We start from the raw sequence: 19,024 nt of genomic DNA on the forward strand, positions 1-19,024 counted from the left end.
TCAGACCGCCGAGACCGGGCTCGCGGCGTCGATCAGGGTCGGGCTGAGCTGCTTGCGCGACGTGACGGCCAGCTTGCTGAACACCTTGCGGAGATGCCATTCCACGGTGTGATGACTGAGGAACAGCTGGCTGCCGATCTCGTGGTTCGTGAGCCCGCCGGCAGCCAGCTGGGCGATCTGCGCTTCTTGGGCGGTGAGGATGTCACGCGTGTCCACCTGCCGTCTCCGCGCTGTCGCACCGGTCGCGACGAGCTCTTGGCGAGCCCGCTCGGTGAACGCCTTCGCGCCCATGTCGCCGAGGCTGTCGTAGGCGACGCGCAGGTGGAAGCGGGCATCCTGGCGACGCTGCTCACGGCGCAACCACTCGCCGTACACCAGGTGGGCACGGGCCAGGTGTACGGCGACCCGCGTGCGGCCGAGCCGCTCGATCGCCTCTCGGTAGAGGGCGTCGGCGGCGGGGCCTTCGGTCAGGAGCGCCCTCGACCGAGCCAGAATGCCGAGGCCCCAGTCGGTCCCGGCCGCGCCCGCGTGGTGCTCGAGCTGTTGCAGTGCCTCGGCCGCTGTCGTACGGGCGTTGCTGCGCGCCGCCGCCTCGATGAGTTCGGCCAGGGACCAGCCGAAGAATCCGAGATCCTCCTGCTCGCAGGCTCGGCGGGCTGCGTCGAGGGCGGCGTCGTACCGGGACAGGCCGTTGTACAGCACGGCGGTCACGCACTCGGCCAACGCAAGCGCCCGGCCTTCGCCGCGCTCAGTCGCGTCCTTGACGCCGGCCTCGATCGTCTTCATGGCCTCGTGCTCCTCGCCACGCCAGGCGGCGAGCATCAGGCGGGAGTACCGCAGTGGCGCCCTGCCGGTTGCTGCGGCGAGTGCGTCGGACTCGGAGATGAGCGCGGCCGCCGCAGCGAACTCTCCGGCGTGCACGTGGACGCCCGCCCGGTACGACAACGCCACCGGGAGGACGCCGAGGGCTCCGAGCTTCCGACCGAAATCGACCGCGCGGGTAGCCAGGTCATGCCAGGTTTCGTCGTCCCAGAGCTCGGGCGCGACCGGTTCGGGCGCGACCGGGCAGGCCAGCCACAGCCAGTGCTCGAGTCTGGCCGCACCGCGGGTGGCGTCCGCGCGGAGGGCCTGCAGAGCCATCCGCAGTGGTTGTACGGCGGCGGCGTACCCCTCGGTGAATCGCGTGGCGACCCCGTCCAGGAGGAGGTCCATCGGACCGGCCGGCGCAGGGGCGGGACGAGCCACGCGGGCCGCCTCGGCGGCTTTCACGACGTCGCCGAGCCGGCCGCCGAAGATGGCGGCACCGAGCGCCTCCAGGTACGTCTCCCGCGCCAACGGGTCGCCCAGGACCTCGAGCCGGTTGGCCGCGTCGAGGAGCAACGGTCCGGCATCGCTGCTGCGCCGGCGGGCGAAGACGATCTGGGCGCGCAGCCGCGCGAGGTGGGCGCTCTGGAGGTCGTCCAGCGGGCCGATCTCCGCGGTGGCGAGTAGGTCGTAGGCGGCGTCCGGTTCGCCGGCCCGGAACTTGGTACCAGCGGCGGCCAGCGCTCGTCCGGCGCGCCGTACCGGATCCGGTGTCAACTCGGCGGCTCGCTCCAGGAAGGCAGCGGCGGCGGCCAGACCACCGCGCGCCCGGGCCCGCTCCGCGGCGCTCTCCAGTTCGGCGGCCACCGCCTCGTCGAGCCCTACGGCGGCATGGGCGCGGTGCCAGGCCCGCCGATCGGGATCCACTGCAGGATCGGTGGCCTCGGCCAAGGCACGGTGCACGCTGCGCCTGTCCGCTTGCGAAGCGTCGCGGTAGACGACCGAGCGGATCAGCGGATGCCGGAACCGTACTCGGGCACCGATGTCGATCAGGTCGGCGGACTCCGCCGGTGCGGCGGCGTCCGGACCGATCCCCAGCCGCTCGGCAGCCCGCCAGAGCAGGGCGGCGTCACCGATCGGCTCGGCAGCAGCGGCCAGCATGAGCAGCCGAGGCTCGGGCGGCAGCGACTGGATACGAGTCCGGAAGCCTTCCTCGATCCGGCTGGTCAGCGCACGCGCGTCCAGGGCGTCGGGGAGCCCGAAGCCACCTGCCAGTTGGCCGGCCGACAGAGTGCGGGGCAACTCCATCAGCGCCAGTGGATTGCCTCGCGTCTCGGCCACGAACCGGTCCCTGACACGCTCGTCCACGACGCCCGTGAGGGCCATGTCCAGCAGGGCGCGGGCATCGCTGAAGTCCAGACCCGTCACGACCAGTTCGGGCAGGCCGGAGAGCTCATCGGCGGCGCTGGGGTCACGGACCGCGAAGATCAGCGCCACCCGTTCGGCCAGCAGCCGGCGGGCCACGAAGGCGAGGCTCTGAGCGGACACCCGATCCAGCCACTGAGCGTCGTCGATCAAGCAGATCAGCGGCTCATCCTCGGCGACCTCGGTCAGTAGGTTCAACATGGAGACGCCCACCAGGAAGCGGTCCGGGGGATCACCCGGAGTCAAGCCGAACGCGGTACTGAGGGCGTCGTACGTGGGGGTGGAGAGATGCGGTCGTAGCTGGGCGCACAGCTGGTGCAAGCCGCCGTACGCCAGCTCCAGCTCGGACTCGACGCCGGCTGCTCGCACGACGCGGCTCCCGGCGGGATGCGTCTGCACGTAGTCCAGCAATGCGGTCTTGCCGATGCCGGCTTCACCGCGCAGCACGAGCGCAGCGCTCTGCCCGGCTCGAAGACTGACCACGAGCCGATCGAGTGCCTCGCACTCGCGCTGCCGGCCTTGCAGCTGAATCGCCATCGCCCACCGCCCAATGACCGAGCCTAGGCTGCGGGCAGTGGGGGTGGCAACGAGCCTCAGGCTGCCAGGTCGGCTGCCAGGACCTCCTCCAGGCCGGCGAGCTCGCCTGCCTGGGCGGCGTTCAGGAACGCGTGCAAGAAGGGCTCGTGCGAGGCCGAGTCCGCCACCGTATGTGCGTCGGCGGCGAGATGTGCGCGGGCGCGGCTGACCAACTGCCTGGCGTTGGCCGCTCCGACGTGGAGTCGCTCCGAGATCTGCCGGTACGGGTAGCCGAACGCCTCCCGGAGCACGTAGGCGGCACGCTCACTCGGAGTCAGTCTCGCCATCATCAGCTGCACTGCCTCCTCGACGGCTTCGCGGCGTTCGGCCTGGGCAGCAGGTTCGTCGCGGGCATCGCCCACGTCGGGGGCCCAGCGATCGACCAGGGTCTCGTGCCGCCGCCGGGCGGACTTGCTCACGTTGATGGCGAGCCGGGTGGTCATGGTCGCCAGCAGAGCTTGCGGGTTCGAGACGACCGCGCGGTCCGTCTTCTGCCAGCGCAGCCAGATCTCTTGGACGACGTCCTCGGCCTCGCTCGTGCTGCCGAGCATCCGGTATGCGATTGCCATCAGCCGCGGCCGCACCTCGACGAACGTCGCCAGGGCCTCATCGAGATCCGACAGTTCTTCTCTCACGCTTCCGGCCTCCCTGCACTCTGGAAAATGTCCTCCCTTCACGTTCCGTCGTCGGTGCCGCCGTCGCGCCCTGGCAGACCCATAGGCGATCCCGTGGTCCGGATGACCACGGGATCCATGGTTCTGACCACGGGAGGGCTCGCCTGCTTCGGTCCTGTCACATCTCGGCGAGCTGTCCGGACCTAGAGGTGTAACTCAACAGATCGACTACCTCGCCGGAAAGGGCGGCACATCATGAAGACCATCGTTCTCGTCCACGGGTTCTGGGTGACCCCGCGCAGCTGGGAACACTGGATCGACCGTTACCAGAAGGCCGGCTACAACGTCGTCGCGCCCGCCTACCCGGGGTTCGAGGTGGAGGTCGAGGCACTCAACGCCGACCCGACGCCGATCGAGGCGGTGACAGCCCCGGCGATCATCTCGCACCTGGAGTCGGTGGTCGGCGCCCTCGACGAGCCGCCGATCATCATCGGCCACTCCGCCGGCGGAGCGTTCACGCAGGTCCTCCTGGACCACGGATTCGGTGCCGCGGGCGTGGCGATCAACTCCGCGCCGACCGAGGGCGTGCGCGTCACCCCGCTGTCCCAGGTCAAGGCGTCGTTCCCGGTGCTGAAGAACCCGGCGAACCGGCACAAGGCGGTCGGGTTGACGCCCGAGCAGTGGAAGTACACCTTCGCCAACACCTTCACCGAGGAAGAGTCCCTCGAGCTCTACCACCGGTACCACGTCCCGGCCTCGGGGCGGATCTTCTGGAACAGCCTGCTGGCGAACTTCGAGCCCGGCCCGCAGGACGTCCACGTCGACTACCACAACGACAACCGGCCGCCGCTGCTGTTCATCTCCGGCAGCGAGGACCATCTGATGCCGCCAAGCATCCAGCGGTCGAACGCCAAGCACTACAAGTCCTCGAAGACCATCACCGAGATCAAGGAATACGAAGGCATGCCGCACCTGCTACCCGCGCACGAGGGGTGGGAGGAGGTCGCCGACTACGCCCTGGCCTGGGCTGCAGAACACGCCGGCTGGCCGACCCCAGCCGGCGCCTGAAAGTCCTCCGCGGCACGCACGTCAAGTCCCACGCCGAGGCGATCCTCGTGCGCAGCATGATCCCTCCCGACATCCCGGGGGAGGCACCCGTGGTTTGCCCGGGTGCGACGGACGCTTCACGAGAGCACGGTGGTGATAGGTCGCTCCTGAGTGCGGCCGTGTGAATGATGGAGGAACCAATGATGATGAGAGGTAACGCGGGGTCGTCCGGACGACGGTCGTTGACGCCGTTGGGAGCGGTGGCCCGTGGAGGGGCTGCCGCCGCACTCGGCACGCTGGCCATGGATGCCCTGCTGTACGGCCGCTATCGCAGGGACGGCGGCAAGAGCGCGTTTCCGCGCTGGGAGTTCTCGGCCGACGTGCACAGCTGGGACGAAGCCCCTGCGCCTGCCCAGGTGGGCAAACGGCTGTACGAAGGGCTGTTCCGTCATGAGCTGCCGGACCGCCGGGCGGCCTTGGTCAACAACGTCATGCACTGGGGCTTCGGGATCGTCAACGGTGTCGCGTACGGCGTACTCGCCGGATCGGTGCCGGTGCCGAAGGTCCGGTACGGCGCTCTCTTCGGCGCGGGCGTGTGGGGGAGCGGCTACGTGACGCTGCCCGCCGCCGGGCTCTACGAACCGATCTGGAAGTACGACCCAAGGGTCCTCGCTAAGGACCTCAGCGCCCACCTGGTCTACGGGCTGAGTACTGCCGCGGCCTTCCGGGTTCTCGACCTCATGCGTAGGCCACGAAGGTGACGGGACCGCCGCTTACAGACGGACCTGGATCTGCCCGTCGAGCTCCTGCACCTCGTAGACGCTCATCGGCGTCATCGCCGGGCCGTTGATCACCGCGCCAGTCGTGATGTCGAACCGGGAACCGTGGCACTGGCACATGATCGTCCGTCCGGCGAGCAGGCCTCCGGAGAGCGGGCACGACTGGTCGCCACACGTGCACAGGTCGTCGAACGCATAGAGGCGGCCGTCGACACGTGCGAAGGAGATGCGGATCCTCAGACCGCCGAAGTAGTACGGAGCGACGGTGTCCTCAGGGATCGCCTCAGTGCGCGCGACTGTGTGGAACGACCCCTGTGAGAGCTCTGTCATCGGGTGCTCCTCGTGTCCTAGTAGGGGTAGTCAGGAATGACGTCGGACTTCTTGGCATCGAGCCGCAGTTCGCCCAGAGCGCCGGCGGGTACGGCGGGGCGGTGTGGCATCACCGGGGTCACACGCTGGTATCCGGATCCCAGCGGCGGTCTCGGGTCGACGTCCCCCTTGTTGGGCCACAGCGACAGCGCACGTTCGGCGAGGGCGGTGATCGAGAGTGACGGATTCACTCCGGTGTTGGCCGGCATCACGCTTCCGTCGATGACGTGCAGGCCGGGTTGGCCGAACACGCGTTGGTAGGGGTCGACAGCCCCGCTCTCGCTGCTGTCGCCGATCGGTATGCCGCCGGTGAAGTGGGCCGAGGCGGTCCGGTTGATGACCTCGAACGGCAGCGCGCCCTCGTGAGCGCCCATGGTGGCCGCCATCCGGTCGACGAACTGTTCGACGACGGGGATGTGTACCGACGGCGGCGTACCGGTATGGCGGCTCCGCATCAGACCGTCGTGCCAGTACAGCTCGATCGACGTGTCGGTCGTCTGCGAGCAGAGCATGACGACGGTCCGCTCGGCCCAGTTGCGTGCGTCGTCGAAGCTGAGGACGGACGTCGGGTGGTCGATCAGTTGCTTGACCCAAGCGGCCGTCGGGTGTTTCTGCTCGCCGTGCTGGTGATAGGTCACGAGGAACGCGAACAGGTCATTCCCGACGCCCCAGTAGACCGGCTCGATGCTCGTGACCGGGTCTGGCCAGACGCCAGAGGTAATCGACACGGACCCCGGGGTGAGGCGGATCCGGTCGGGATCACGCTTCCATTCCTCGTGCGTACGGGTGATCGCGAGGAGCTGCTCGGAGTTCGTCCGCGCCCGTTGGCCGAGCTGGGCGGAGGCGTCCCGTAGCCGGCCCTCGTGCTGCATGTGCAGCAGCAGCTTCGACGAGCCGTAGGCATGGGCGGCGACGATCACCTGCTCCGCGGTGTAGGTGTGATGTGGCAACCGGGTGGCTCGTTGCGCCCAGCCGGGATGCCGCGCGTGCACCTCGAACCCGCCTCCCTCCAGGGGAAGAAGGTCGTACACCTCGTTCAGCTCGTGCACCCGGGCGCCGAGCTTCTCGGCCAGGTACAGGTAGTTCGTCGTCAGCTTGTTCTTCGCGTTGTGGCCGCAGCCGATGTTGCACTTCCCGCACGAGATGCACCCCGTACGACGCGGTCCAGCGCCACCGAAGTACGGGTCGTCGGCCTCGACTCCCGGGCTGCCGAAGTACACACCCACAGGCGCCTTGTTGAAGGTCTCGCCTCGCCCCATCTCGGTCGCGACCTGCCGCATCACGCGGTCCACGTCAGTGGGCATGTACGGGTAGCGGACCGCGCCGAGCATCCGGGTCGCCTGGTCGTAGTGCGGGGCGAGTTCATCGGCCCAGTCGGTGATGCTCGCCCACTCCGGCGCATCGAAGAACTGCTTCGGAGGGACGTACAGCGTGTTCGCGTAGACCTGCGACCCGCCACCCACACCCGCGCCGCACAGGACGAGCACGTCATCCAGGTACTCGACCCGCTGGATCCCGTAGAGCTCCGCGGCGGGGAACCAGAGGAACCCGGGCAGATGCCACTGGCTCTTCGGGATGTCCTCGTCGTTCCACCGCTTGCCGGACTCCAGGACTCCGACTCGGTAACCCTTCTCCGCGGCACGAAGCGCGGAAACGCTGCCGCCGAATCCGGAGCCGATGATCAACACGTCGTAGTCGAAGCTCGTCATCGGGATCTCCCTCCTAGGCCCACCTCTCGTTCACCACATTCGCGCCTTGGCGCTCGCTTCGCGCCAGTGAAACACCCTGGCGTTCGTGTGGATGGGCGTACGCCGGCCGGGCGTTGTGCGTCGATCAAGGCACTGGTGAGTCGGCCCGTGGGATCTACAGGTCCGATGGAGTCCGTGGGTGCCGAGTATCGGTGACATGACCAATTCAACTGTCCTTGGCGAACGCGTGACCGGAGCTCCCGGGCGCGGACGACTGAGTCGGACCGCGGGGTTCTGGGCCGTGGCCGCGAGCATGTCGGTCCTGACCGCCTTCTCCACCGCGCCGAGCGCGCTGTACGGCCTCTACCGACGGCAGGACCACCTGTCGTCGATCACCGTCACCGTCGTGTACGCCGTCTTCGCCGCCGGGATCGTGGCAAGCCTGCTCCTGGTGGGTCATGTGTCGGACTGGTACGGACGACGGACACTGCTCCTCCCGGCGTTGCTGACGGGCCTGGTGGCTGCAGTGATCCTCGCGAACTCCACCTCGCTTCCTGCCCTGTTCGTCGGGCGCGTGCTCACCGGTCTTGCCCTGGGCGCGGCCACTGCCACCGCCACCGCCTACCTGACCGATCTGGACCCAGGCCCCAACGGCATCCCCACGCGGCGGGCGCAAATAGTGTCGACGGTCGCGAACGTCGGCGGCCTGGCGGTCGGACCCTTGGCGGCCGGGCTGCTCGCGACATACGTTCCCGGCTTCCACCGGCTGATCTACGTAGTCCTGGCGGTGTTGCTGGTGCTCGCACTGGCCGCCACTTGGGCGTCTCCCGAGGTCAGGCCGCTGCCGACACCACGGCCGCGTTACCGCCCGCAGCGGCTGGCACTCCCTGCAGGTGCGCGGACCAAGGTCGGTGCGGCGCTCACCGGCGACTTCCTGGTGTTCACGGTGTATGGCGTGTTCGCGGGGCTGGCTTCCGTGTTCCTGTCCGGGTCGCTGCATCGCTCGTCGCCCGCACTGGCCGGCCTGACCGTCTTCATCGCCTTCGGCGTCGGGGCCGTCACGCAGGTCGCGACCAGGACCTGGCCGCTGCGCCGCCTACTGAGCCTCGGCATCCCTGTGCTGCTTGCTGGGCTGGGCGTGATCGTGACTGCCGCCTGGGTGGACCCGCCGAGCCTGGCCTTCTTCCTGACGGGCGCGGCCCTCGTGGGTGTCGGGGCCGGCAGCATCTTCCGAAGCACGCTGACGGTGGTCATCTCGACCGCACCGGCCAACGATCGGGCCGCTGCCTTGGCCCTCTTCTTCGTCGTGGGCTATCTCGGACTCTCGCTCCCCGTCGTCGGCGCTGGGATCGCGTTGCAGTACGTGACTTTCAAGGTCATCCTCCTCACCTTCGCCGCTGTCGTGGCCGTCGGCATCCTGCTCGCTTCCCCACTGCTCCTGCGCAACGTCGGTGGTGAGCCGACGGAGTGATCGAGGGCGGGCGTCAGTTCGCGTGTTCTCGGTCATGATGGTTGGAGCGACGGATGGGATCCGTGCGGTCGAGAGGGGAGGGGAGTGGCCTTGTCTGAGTCGCCGGCACGCCCCCGCGCCACCTCCGGTGACCCGCGGGATGGTCCGGGCCGAAGTGCACATCCGCCGATCGCGGACTACGCCTTCCTCTCGGATTGCGAGTCCAACTGCCTGATCGCGCCCAGCGGTGCGGTGGAGTGGATGTGCCTTCCGCGACACGACTCGCCCAGTGTGTTCGGGGCGATTCTCGATCGCGCCGCGGGGAGCTTCCGGCTCGGTCCGTACGGCGTACAGGTGCCCGCCGCACGCCGATACCTGCCAGGCAGTCTGATGCTCGAAACGACCTGGAAGTCACCGACAGGTTGGATGATCGTCCGTGACGCCCTGCTCACCGGGCCGTGGCACAACGTCTCCGAGCGGTCCGTCACTCACCGCCGTACACCGACCGACTACGACGCCGAACACTGCTTGCTGCGGACCATCAAGTGCGTCAGCGGCGCTGTCGATCTCTCGATGATCTGCGAGCCGATGTTCGGATACGGCCGCCGCGAAGCAAGTTGGCGGTACGTCGGTCCCGGTTACGGTGAGGCGGTAGCAAGCCGCCCGGACCTGGATGACGGTGTCACCCTGAAGCTGACGACCGATCTGCGCCTCGGTCTGGAGGGTCGCACGGCCCAAGCCCGGACCCGGATGTCGCAGGGCGATACGGCGTTCGTCGCACTCTCGTGGTCGGCACTGTCACCACCGCGCACGTGGGCGGAAGCCCTCGAGAGGATGGCGCGAACGGCCGAGTACTGGCGGCAATGGATCAACGTCGGTGTGTTTCCGGATCACCCGTGGAGCAGCTATCTGGTGCGCAGCGCACTGACCCTGAAAGGACTCACCTTCGCTCCCACCGGGGCACTGCTCGCGGCCGCGACGACATCCTTGCCGGAGACGCCGTACGGCGAACGGAACTGGGACTACCGGTACTCGTGGGTGCGTGACTCGACGTTCGCTCTCTGGGGGCTCTACACCATCGGGCTCGATCGCGAGGCGAACGACTTCTTCTCGTTCCTCACCGAGATGTGTGACGGCGACCAGGACATCCAGATCATGTACGGCATCGGCGGCGAACGCGAGCTGCCGGAGCAGGCACTTGACCACCTGACGGGTTACGAGGGTGCGAGACCGGTCCGGGTCGGCAATGCGGCGTACCTGCAGGGCCAGCACGACGTGTGGGGAGCCATCCTCGATTCGGTGTATCTGCATGTCAGGTCGCGCGACCAGGTGACCGAAAGCCTGTGGCCGTTCCTCAAGCGGCAGGCGGAGGCGGCGTCGAAGCATTGGCGCGAGCCCGATCAGGGGATCTGGGAATCCCGCGGTGAACCGCAGCACTTCACCTCGTCCAAGCTGATGTGCTGGGTGGCGATGGATCGCGGTGCCAAGCTGGCCCGGCTGCACGACGAGCCGGGATTCGCCGAGGACTGGCAGGCGGTCGCCGACGAGATCCGCAAGGACATCTGCGCCAACGGTGTCGACGACCGAGGAGTCTTCGTCCAGCGGTACGGCGCCACGGCCCTCGACGCCTCGTTGTTGCTCCTGCCGTTGCTGCGGTTCCTGCCGGCTGACGATGCGCGGGTTCGCGCAACTGTGCGCGCCATTGCCGACGAGCTCACGCAGGACGGCCTGGTGCTGCGCTACCGCGTCTCGGAGACGGACGACGGGATGCACGGTGCCGAGGGGACGTTCACGATCTGCTCGTTCTGGCTGGTGTCCGCGCTCGTCGAGATCGGCGAACTGGACGAGGCCACCGCGCTCTGCGAGAAGCTCCTGTCCTACGCGAGTCCGTTGGGTCTCTACGCCGAGGAGATCGACCCGCGCAGCGGACGCCACCTCGGCAACTTCCCGCAGGCCTTCACCCATCTGGCCATGATCAACGCGATCACCCACATCATTCGCGCCGAGGAAGCGGCCGGCACGAACACCTACGTCCCGGCACGCCAGCGACTCTGACGGAGCACTAGCAGCGCCGAGTCTCGACGAGTGGACGCGATCTCTTGTCCCAGGTGGCCTCGTGCCTTCGAACGAGCAGCCGAACACCGCCTGCGAACCCACGCGTAGTAAGGGGTTCGATCGGGCCCTCCACGGGCTCGACGGTTCGTTGCGGTCAGGCGTGCTGGGCATTGGACCAGTGTCTTCCACTGGGGTGATGCGTCAACTCCCGAGGAAATCTGGGAGTAAGCAGAACCCCTTCAAGGAACGGAAGACGCTATGACCACGATCCACTTGACCGAGGCGACCACCTCGACGCCCGAGCAGTTCATTGCCGGGCTCACCGACTTCGGGCCCGGCCGCTCGAAGCTCTTCGCGAACAGCCACGACGAGGACCTGAAGGTGCACGACCAGGGTCCTGGGTACGCCGATGTCACCGAGGGCTCAGGCAGTGTCTGGGAACGCCTGCACTACGACTGGTCCGACCCGGACCGCGTCGTCCTCACCACCACCGAGTCCAGCGTCTGGGGTGGCGAGTCCGGCTACACCTACACCTTCAAGCAGCGCGCGGACGGTGCGACCGAGATCGACGCCGTCATCGTGCGCGAGGGCAAGAACCTGAAGGGCCACCTGCTCGCGACCGTCTTCGCCGTCTTCGGCAAGCGGGTCCTGGGCATGGCCTTCGAGAACTCCGTGCGGGCGATCGAGACCCGCAACATTCCCACCGGAACGACCACCAAGTAAAGGTATGAGAACAATGACAAAGATGATGCCGAAGGCAAAGAACCTGTTCCTCGCGGTGCTGGGTGCAGGCGTACTGCTGGCCGGCGGGACGACCGCACAGGCCGCAGAAACCACACAAACAACGGAGAAACCGACGATCGTCCTGCTGCACGGGGCGTACGCCGACGGCTCCAGTTGGTCCGGAGTGACCAGCCGCCTGCAGCGCGATGGCTACAACGTCGTGGCGCCCGCCGTACCACTGCGGGGAATCGCATCCGACACCTCGTACCTGGGTGGCGTCCTCGCGAGCATCCCCGGGCCGAAGGTGCTCGTCGGACACTCGTACGGTGGTGCCCTGGTCAGCGAGCTGGCTGACACACCCGACGTCAAGTCGCTCGTCTATGTGGCCGCCTTCATCCCCGAGGCAGGTGAAACGCTGGGTGCGCTCAACTCGCAGTTCCCGGGCAGCGAACTCGGTCCGGACACAACCAACGTGATCAGCTACCCCGGTGGCGTCGACCTGGCGCTGAAGCCGGAGACGGCCGGGCCGGTCCTGGCCGCAGACATTCCGGCGCGACAGGGAGCTGTGTTCCTGGCCGCCCAGCGTCCGGTCGCCGCCTCAGCCTTCTCCGAGCCGGTCCAGGAGACCGCCCCGGCGGCACTCCCGAAGTACGCCGTCATCCCGACCGGTGACAAGGCGATCGCCCCCGCGGCTGAGCGTTTCATGGCCACCCGCGCAGGAGCCACGAAGGTCGAGGTCCCCGGTGCATCGCACCTGGTCGCGGTATCCCAGCCCTCAGCAGTAACCCAGGTAATCGAACGAGCCGCCCGTTGATCCACCCCGACACCGAACCGGCCGGAGCCATCCCGCTCCGGCCGGTTCCTCCAGCTTCTGAGGTTTGACTGGTCGTGGGCGGGGTGAGTCAGCCTCCGAACACCGGCGTGATCGCGCGGGCGAAGGTGTCGACGGGGATGGACTCCGATGCGTCACCACGATCGATTGCGAGGCGGCAACGACGACGTACTTCTGTTTGCTGGTGCGGAACGCCAGATAGCCGTCGTCCAGCTTCCAACCTTCCGCCCCGACGTTCACGCGGTCGGGCCAGTCCGCCTTGTCGCGGCCGGTGGTGTCCTTCATCGTGGCGAAGGTGTCCGCCGGGCACGAGCCAGCTCCTCCGGCCTGGATCCCGATCGAGCGAGTTGGCGTGCCCCACTGACAGGACAGGTATCCGTCCTTGAGTGCGTCTCGCCGTGCCACGATCTTCTCGTCGAGGACCTGTTCGGCTGCCACGGTGCCTCGGTCGCACTCCGGGCGGGTGATCACAGCCAGAGCCGGGGGCCAGGGAGCGGCGGCCACGGGATTGAGCGCCCAGGAGCCGGTACCTACTCCGCCGTCGGTGACCTTGGCCGCGTAGTGCGAGAACACGGCTTCATCGCTCCTGCGGATGGTGGCGGCGGGTGCGGTCAGACCGGATCCAACCTCCTCGCATGGTGGTGGATCCTCCCCAGGAAAATGTGCCGAGAGGAGCTTAGAGGAGATTCCAGGACTCTGAGGCCCACGGGACCGAACTCGGCATCAGCCCGGGGGAGTGCCTGGTGGTTGGATTCGCTGGGAGAGGGTCAGGGATGTGGCGGCTGCGAGGGAGACACCGCCGACGGAGAGGATGAGGGACCGGTAGCCGGCTGAGCTGGCGAGGATTGCGCCGGCGAGGGGGGCGACGCCGTCGGCGATCGCGACTGGCGTCGACAGGATGCCTGCGATCGTTGCGTAACCCTTGGCGCCGTAGCGATCGAGGACGATGGCCGGCGTCGCGATGGCCGACACGCCGAAGCCGAGACCGAACAGCACCAGACAGACGACCACACCCACGATGTGCGTGCCGATCAGCGGCAGCACCGCGATCGCGACACCCTGCACCGACAGTACGACGGCAGTGATGGTGGCCATGGGCAACCACCGGACGGAGATCGTGCTGGCGACGCGGCCGGTCACCGACAGGACGCCGAGAAGCCCGGCGAGCGTCGATGCAACAGCTGGTGGGTGACCGAGGACGGTCAGGTAGAGCACGAGATGAACAGCGATCACACCCAGCGCGGCGTGATGGAGAACGAATCCGCCGGCGAGGAACCAGAAGCCCGGATCCCTCAAGACTCGGCGCGGCCAGGCGCGGTGTACCGCCGTGGGGCCGGGTCTTCGGGCAGTACGTCGTACCGCGATCGCATGAAGCGGGACAGTCGTGACTGCGAGCATGCCGCCGAGGATCAGCACCGTGGCCCGCCATCCCCGATCGGCGGTCAGCCGGCCCGTGAGTGGGATGAAGATCGAACTGGCGAAGCCTGCCATCAGCGTGATCCCGAGGATCGCGCTGGTCCGTTTCGCCGGCGCCGCGACCGCGACGACGACCGCGAACGCGGCCGGATACAGCACCATCGCCGAGGCGACGCCGATCGCGACAAAGGCGCCGTACAACTGAACCGCGTTGTGGGCCTGCGACCAGAGCAGTACGGCGATCACCGCCAGAATCGAGCCCGCGGTCATCAGTCCGTGCCCGCCATGCGCGTCGAGCCAACGCCCGACAGGCACCGACAGACCCGCCGCGACGAGCAGCGCCGTCGTCATCGCACCGGCGACAGTCGCCGTCGTCACGCCGAGGTCACGACTCATCGGCCCGAGCATCGCGCTGAAGGCGTAGTACAAGACCCCGTAGCCAACAGTCTGTGTGATCGCCAACACCACGACCAGCAGCCGCAGACGGTACGAATCCGCCGCTAGCGGATCAACGAGAACCGGCACTGTCTTCGTCACCGGTGATGTGGACAGCCTGTATCCACCAAACGCGCTCCTTCTCGACGAACACCCAAGTACCGACACTGCGGATGGCGCCCTCGGCCAGGGTGATCTGCTGCCGGACACAGACAACGGCCACGTCCGGGGCGGGGAAGTTCATCCCGTCGACCGTGTAGCGACTGTGGCAGCCAGTCGGCGCGGCCGACATCGTCCTCTGGTGGTACGCCTTGATCGCGTCCCAGCCCGTCAACCGATGCCCGGTCGGTGGGGTGAAAGATGCGTCCGCGGTGAACCTCGCGGTGAATCTCGCCGCATCCAGATCAGCGAGTGCATGGTCCATCTCCGCGATGACTTCCCGGATGCTCCGGTAGTCCTCTTCGTCGGTGGGCCGCTGCTGTGCGGCTGGTCTCGCCGTCATCGGCAGTCGGCCTTCGGCACAATGGCGAGCTGCGCCATCATTCCCCGAGCAGAACGCGACCGAGGAGGTCCGGATAGCGGGGATCAGGCAGGTTACGCTCCAGCGACTCTGGAAGGGTGAACCAGCGCAGGTCGTCGTGTTCCTCGGGCGCGCGGTTCTCGGGCGTCCCCTTCCAGTTCCGAACCAGGACGAAGGTGATGTCCTCGTCGTCGGCGATCCACCGGTCCAGCTCGAGACAGGGTTCGCCGGTTTCGATCCCGAGCTCCTCCCGGGCTTCCCTCCGCAGGGCGGACACGGCTGTCTCACCGTCCTCGAGATGCCCGCCCGGGAAGTCCCAGACGTCGGGATACCACGACAGGTCTGGGCGGCGATGGCACATGAGCACGCGATCGCCCTGTACGAACACACCGACGGAGACCCGATGCTGAACAGTCACGACGCTTGTCCGTCGATCCGCGCCGACGCGTTGCTGATGGTTGTCACATGCACTCCCTACGCCGGAATTACCCGGACAGGTTCGGCGGTCGGCGGCGCCGGTCATCCAGCCGCCCTCTCAGCCCACTTCGGTGCGAGCTCCCGCGATCTCCAGTTGTACCGGCCACCCTCACGTCGTCCGGCAGCGTGCCGGACAACGACCCGGTTGTTGCTCGAACGGGCGACCGATGTCTGATCACGATACCCCGTCATCGAGCAGCGTCAATGGTGGCGCTCGGCAACTGGACGCCGGCACCGGCACGGAGGCCTGGACCGCAGCTCATTGACTTTGTGTTGCGTTGAACCGAACGAACGGCGAGCGCGTATGTAGGTGTCGGCAGCCCGAACCTGCGTTGTTCGACATGCGGTTGGAGACTGCTTCCCGTCCCAACTGGTGAGGAGACGTACGACCATGAAAGTACGCATCCGACAAGCTTTGGCGCCGATGTTGTTCGTGTTCGGCACCGCCGTGGCGGCAGCGCCTGCAGCCAACGCCGGCAACGCGCTGCCGACTCCACAACCACCGCGACTGCTCAGTGCGGTTGTCACCGATTGCCAGGCGCCGTGTGCCTCCGGGACCTCAGGCGAGGTCACCTTGACCTGGACGAATCCCGCCCCGCCGGGTGGTGCGTTCGTCCTGAACACTGCGTATGCGAACGATTTCAACATCGGTTCGCCAACGACGATCAGGCACATCGGTGACACCGTGCAAGCCAGCTACCCTGTCTGCGCCGGCGTCAATCAGCCCACGCCGGACTGCTATCCGGCCCGCGTGGACGCCCTGCGAGGGAACGAAGTACTGACCGTCTCCGCCCGGTTCGCCACCGGCAACCCGGACGACGGCACCTTCCGGATGAGCGCCGAATCCGCCCACAGCAACGGGTTGGTGCCCACGCAAGGCTGAAGCCGGAATGACCACAGCACTCTGAGCCCCGTTAGGTTGTGGGCGGTACGTACCAGGCCGTTTCGAGTGTTATCTCGTGGCCGATCATGAACTGGAGGTCGCGCGTCGGTTCGGCGCGTTCGTGCAGTCGTGGGAAGTGCTCCCGCCGGTACTCGTTGTGGGCCACAGCGCTTTCCCATTGCGTCACGACCAGGAACTCGTTCGCGTCCCGCCGGGCGAGGAGCCCGCCTTGAAATCCGGGCGCTCGGATCATGCCCGGATTCCAGACCGAGGCCTGAACGTCGGTGAAGTGGCTGACGCGTGGCGGGTAGACCTCGCAGCGCGCCACCCGCAGCATCTCGCCCCCGGCAACGTCTCCGGGAGGATGACCGATGATCTGCAAGGTCTCGTACACCCGTACATCTATGTCCGTGTAGGTCCCGACCTGGCGCTTGGCGAGCTGATCGTGCGGTCCGCGCATGAAGGCCTGATAGCTTCCAGGCTCCGCCCACAGGCCGAAGATGTGAGCGGTGCTCGAGGCATTCGTGTCCCAACCGCCGCGTTGGCCGAGGAATCCCGGGATGCCTTGGAGACCTGCCCAGTCCTGTTGCCCCTGATCGAAAAGACCCCGATCACTCACCGCGCACCGGATCCACTTCAGCAGCACTCGACCAACGTATACCGCGACGACTACGCGTGCGGAGTCGTTCGCCGGACATTCATCCGTTCGCCGGGGCGGCTGAAGATGCTGAGGATCTCCGCCGGCTCGTTGCCGGTGCTGCCGAACCAGTGCGGCTTCTCGGTGCTGAACTCGGCGACCTCCCCGGGGCCGAGCACCCAGTCCTCGTCGCCGAAGACGAGGCGCATGCGGCCGGACAGCACGTAGATCCACTCGTGGCCGTCGTGGGCCCTGAGCTCCGGGGTGACGTTGCTGGTCGGAATGACGATCTTCCACGCCTGCGTGCCATCGGGCTGTTGGGTCAGCGGGATCACCGTCCGGCCCTTGACCCGACCGGGCTTGAGGCGGATCCGTGGATCGCCCTGCACTGGTGCGGCGACGAGGTCGTCCAGCGGCACCCGATACACCTGCGACAACGCGAGCAGCAGTTCCAGGGTCGGCCGACGCTGTCCGGTCTCCAGCCGCGACATCGTGCTCTTCGAGATCCCCGTCGCTGTTGCAACCTCGGTGAGGGTCATCCGGCGCCGCGCGCGCAGTCGCTTGAGCCGTCCCCCGACTCCCTCGAGCACCGCGGCGATCTCCGCCGCTGAGGTGTCCTCCACGAACACATCTGACCCCCAATTCCCACAAACAGCAACCTTCGTAGCCGAACGCCCCACCCAGCCCCAGCCTTGGAGCATGACCACACCATCGCTCAGTCCGAAGCCCCATCCGACGTCCGAGCCCGCCGTACCTGGACCGCCGACCAAGCACCAGCTGGCCCTGATGATCTGGCTGGCCGTGTTCCCGACCCTCACCGCCCTCAACCTCGCCCTTGGTCACTGGCTCGGCACGCTCACGCCTGTCGTACGGACGTTCGTCCTCGCGACCATCGCCGTACCGATCGTGATCTACGGACTGATGCCGCAGCTGTACCGGCTGCGCCGACGCCTTCTGACCCGCCACAACCAGTAGGAAAGGACTGCACGCCATGAGTGCACGAAACAATGCCACCGTTCCCGTCGAACCACGCGTACGAACACCCAGTCCACGACGCCATCAGGAGCTGACCACCCGGCGGCTGAACACCATGCGGTTCGGGTACGCGTTCACGGGGGTGGGACTCGCGGTCGTGAAGTGGCCGGTTCTGCTGCAGGACGCTCGATCGCTGCCGGTGATGGAAGGGGTTGTTGTCTGCCTGCTGACGGCCATGTCGTTGCTGGCGTTCCTGGGGCTCAGATACCCCGTACAGATGCTGCCGATCCTGCTGTTCGAGGCGGGCTGGAAGGTCATCTGGTTCGGTGTGGTCGCGCTTCCCCACCTGATCGCCAACGACCTGAACGCCGCAGCGGGCGACGTGCTGTTCAGCTGTTCCTTCGTCGTCGTCATCCTGGCCGTCATCCCTTGGCGCTACACCTGGCAGCGCTACGTCCGAACCCCTGGCGATGCCTGGCGTTGAGGACTGCCGGCCGGTGCTTGATCAGGTGAGGGACTCGACGGCGGTGTGGACGAGGTCGGCGACGGCCTGGGGCTGGGATACGTAGACCGAGTGGCTGCCGGGGACCTCGCGGACCGCGGCGCCGGCTCGTTCGGCCATGGCGCGCTGGGCCGGTTGTGGGATCATGCGGTCGTCGGCGGCGACGAGGTACCAGCTCGGCTTGCTTCGCCAGCCGGGTTCGGTGACGGTGCCGCCGAGGGCGTCGACTCCCCACGGGACCTGGGAGTCGGCCATGAACGCGGCCTCGTCGGTCGGTAGGTCACCGGCGAACGAGTCGTGGAACTTGTCCCGGTCGAGGAACAGGTAGCCGTCCCGCGGCGGCAGAATCGGCGGTACGGGCGCACCCGGAGGCGGGTCGGCGATGAGGGTGTTGACGGACTCGCCCTTGTCGGGGGCGAACGCCGCGATGTAGACGAGTCCGACGACCCGCGTGTCGCTGCCGGTCTCGGTGACGACCACGCCGCCGTACGAGTGACCGACGAGGACCACCGGCCCGTCGAGCTCGTCGAGGACCTGCTTGGTCGCGGCCACGTCGCCTTCGAGGGAGAAGGTCGGGTTCTGTACGACGGCGACCCGGTGCCCCTGGGCGCGGAGCCGGTCGTAGACACCTCGCCATCCGGAACCGTCGACGAATCCTCCGTGGACGAGTACGACGGCCGGCCGGGTGCTTGTGCTCATGGTGTCCTCCTTGATTGTGGACCGATGCGGTGACGCTAGGTGCGGGTCGTCGTTCGGGGCATCGGGGATACCCCTCGACAGCGGCGGCCGGAACCCTCGATCCGGGCGTGTGCGGTGC

19 protein-coding genes and 1 riboswitch are annotated in these 19,024 nt (G+C 67.5%); of the genes, 9 read left to right on the plus strand and 10 right to left on the minus strand.

What is annotated here, in order from left to right; translation table 11 throughout:
• Positions 1-2,766, minus strand: coding sequence for an AAA family ATPase (locus tag ACGFH6_RS08445; RefSeq protein WP_393381692.1), 2,766 nt, complete (start codon positions 2,764-2,766; stop codon positions 1-3).
• 56 nt (positions 2,767-2,822) lie between these two features.
• Complete coding sequence (locus ACGFH6_RS08450) at positions 2,823-3,440, minus strand: sigma-70 family RNA polymerase sigma factor (RefSeq protein ID WP_393381694.1); 618 nt, start codon at positions 3,438-3,440, stop codon at positions 2,823-2,825.
• Between the two features lie 234 nt (positions 3,441-3,674).
• On the opposite strand from ACGFH6_RS08450, the gene ACGFH6_RS08455 reads away from it, so the two are divergent.
• Together ACGFH6_RS08455 and ACGFH6_RS08460 are read left to right on the plus strand one after the other, a co-directional pair.
• Positions 3,675-4,487 (plus strand): alpha/beta hydrolase, encoded by an 813-nt coding sequence (locus tag ACGFH6_RS08455; protein WP_393381696.1) that lies wholly within the window; start codon positions 3,675-3,677, stop codon positions 4,485-4,487.
• A 179-nt stretch (positions 4,488-4,666) separates the two neighbouring features.
• A complete protein-coding gene (locus tag ACGFH6_RS08460) occupies positions 4,667-5,227 on the plus strand; it encodes a DUF1440 domain-containing protein (protein ID WP_393381697.1) in 561 nt (186 codons plus the stop codon).
• Positions 5,228-5,239: 12 nt separating this feature from the next.
• Here the strand turns inward: ACGFH6_RS08460 and ACGFH6_RS08465 are convergent, their stop codons facing one another.
• A complete protein-coding gene (locus ACGFH6_RS08465; protein ID WP_393381698.1) occupies positions 5,240-5,575 on the minus strand; it encodes a Rieske (2Fe-2S) protein in 336 nt (111 codons plus the stop codon).
• A 17-nt stretch (positions 5,576-5,592) separates the two neighbouring features.
• The gene (locus ACGFH6_RS08470) at positions 5,593-7,323 is read right to left on the minus strand and encodes a GMC oxidoreductase (RefSeq protein ID WP_393381699.1); all 1,731 of its coding nucleotides are present in this window, start codon (positions 7,321-7,323) and stop codon (positions 5,593-5,595) included.
• A gap of 196 nt (positions 7,324-7,519) precedes the next feature.
• Here ACGFH6_RS08470 and ACGFH6_RS08475 point away from each other — a divergent pair, with 196 nt between their 5' ends.
• The 4 genes from ACGFH6_RS08475 (at position 7,520) to ACGFH6_RS08490 (ending at position 12,344) form a co-directional block, all read left to right on the plus strand.
• On the plus strand, positions 7,520-8,773 hold the full coding sequence (locus ACGFH6_RS08475) for an MFS transporter (protein ID WP_393381701.1): 1,254 nt from the start codon (positions 7,520-7,522) through the stop codon (positions 8,771-8,773).
• A 168-nt stretch (positions 8,774-8,941) separates the two neighbouring features.
• Complete coding sequence (locus ACGFH6_RS08480; RefSeq protein ID WP_393383012.1) at positions 8,942-10,807, plus strand: glycoside hydrolase family 15 protein; 1,866 nt, start codon at positions 8,942-8,944, stop codon at positions 10,805-10,807.
• A gap of 258 nt (positions 10,808-11,065) precedes the next feature.
• Positions 11,066-11,530, plus strand: a complete 465-nt coding sequence (locus ACGFH6_RS08485) for a hypothetical protein (RefSeq protein ID WP_393381703.1) — start codon at positions 11,066-11,068, stop codon at positions 11,528-11,530.
• Positions 11,531-11,552: 22 nt separating this feature from the next.
• Positions 11,553-12,344, plus strand: coding sequence for an alpha/beta fold hydrolase (locus ACGFH6_RS08490; protein WP_393381705.1), 792 nt, complete (start codon positions 11,553-11,555; stop codon positions 12,342-12,344).
• Between the two features lie 741 nt (positions 12,345-13,085).
• Here ACGFH6_RS08490 and ACGFH6_RS08495 read toward each other — a convergent pair.
• Genes ACGFH6_RS08495 through ACGFH6_RS08505 form a run of 3 tightly spaced genes read right to left on the minus strand, consistent with a single transcriptional unit; the run spans position 13,086 to position 15,151 of the window.
• Positions 13,086-14,315: an MFS transporter gene (locus ACGFH6_RS08495; RefSeq protein ID WP_393381707.1), complete on the minus strand. Its 1,230-nt coding sequence runs from the start codon at positions 14,313-14,315 to the stop codon at positions 13,086-13,088.
• Positions 14,287-14,715, minus strand: a complete 429-nt coding sequence (locus ACGFH6_RS08500) for an SgcJ/EcaC family oxidoreductase (protein WP_393381708.1) — start codon at positions 14,713-14,715, stop codon at positions 14,287-14,289. The genes ACGFH6_RS08495 and ACGFH6_RS08500 overlap by 29 nt, the downstream gene beginning before the upstream one ends.
• 37 nt (positions 14,716-14,752) lie before the next feature.
• Positions 14,753-15,151 (minus strand): NUDIX domain-containing protein, encoded by a 399-nt coding sequence (locus ACGFH6_RS08505; RefSeq protein WP_393381710.1) that lies wholly within the window; start codon positions 15,149-15,151, stop codon positions 14,753-14,755.
• A 36-nt stretch (positions 15,152-15,187) separates the two neighbouring features.
• A riboswitch (TPP riboswitch) is annotated at positions 15,188-15,305 on the minus strand.
• Between the two features lie 296 nt (positions 15,306-15,601).
• Here ACGFH6_RS08505 and ACGFH6_RS08510 point away from each other — a divergent pair.
• Positions 15,602-16,093: a hypothetical protein gene (locus ACGFH6_RS08510; protein WP_393381711.1), complete on the plus strand. Its 492-nt coding sequence runs from the start codon at positions 15,602-15,604 to the stop codon at positions 16,091-16,093.
• A gap of 31 nt (positions 16,094-16,124) precedes the next feature.
• Here ACGFH6_RS08510 and ACGFH6_RS08515 read toward each other — a convergent pair whose 3' ends face one another.
• Together ACGFH6_RS08515 and ACGFH6_RS08520 are read right to left on the minus strand one after the other, a co-directional pair.
• On the minus strand, positions 16,125-16,739 hold the full coding sequence (locus ACGFH6_RS08515; protein WP_393381712.1) for a DUF4937 domain-containing protein: 615 nt from the start codon (positions 16,737-16,739) through the stop codon (positions 16,125-16,127).
• Positions 16,740-16,762: 23 nt separating this feature from the next.
• On the minus strand, positions 16,763-17,353 hold the full coding sequence (locus ACGFH6_RS08520) for a helix-turn-helix domain-containing protein (protein WP_393381714.1): 591 nt from the start codon (positions 17,351-17,353) through the stop codon (positions 16,763-16,765).
• 76 nt (positions 17,354-17,429) lie between these two features.
• Here ACGFH6_RS08520 and ACGFH6_RS08525 point away from each other — a divergent pair, with 76 nt between their 5' ends.
• Both ACGFH6_RS08525 and ACGFH6_RS08530 read left to right on the plus strand, forming a co-directional pair.
• A complete protein-coding gene (locus tag ACGFH6_RS08525) occupies positions 17,430-17,705 on the plus strand; it encodes a hypothetical protein (RefSeq protein WP_393381716.1) in 276 nt (91 codons plus the stop codon).
• Positions 17,706-17,721: 16 nt separating this feature from the next.
• Positions 17,722-18,189, plus strand: coding sequence for a hypothetical protein (locus tag ACGFH6_RS08530; protein WP_393381718.1), 468 nt, complete (start codon positions 17,722-17,724; stop codon positions 18,187-18,189).
• A 21-nt stretch (positions 18,190-18,210) separates the two neighbouring features.
• Here ACGFH6_RS08530 and ACGFH6_RS08535 read toward each other — a convergent pair whose 3' ends face one another.
• Positions 18,211-18,906: an alpha/beta fold hydrolase gene (locus tag ACGFH6_RS08535; RefSeq protein WP_393381719.1), complete on the minus strand. Its 696-nt coding sequence runs from the start codon at positions 18,904-18,906 to the stop codon at positions 18,211-18,213.
• Positions 18,907-19,024 lie beyond the last annotated feature (118 nt).

This window comes from Kribbella sp. NPDC049227, assembly GCF_043197265.1.
GTDB lineage: Bacteria > Actinomycetota > Actinomycetes > Propionibacteriales > Kribbellaceae > Kribbella.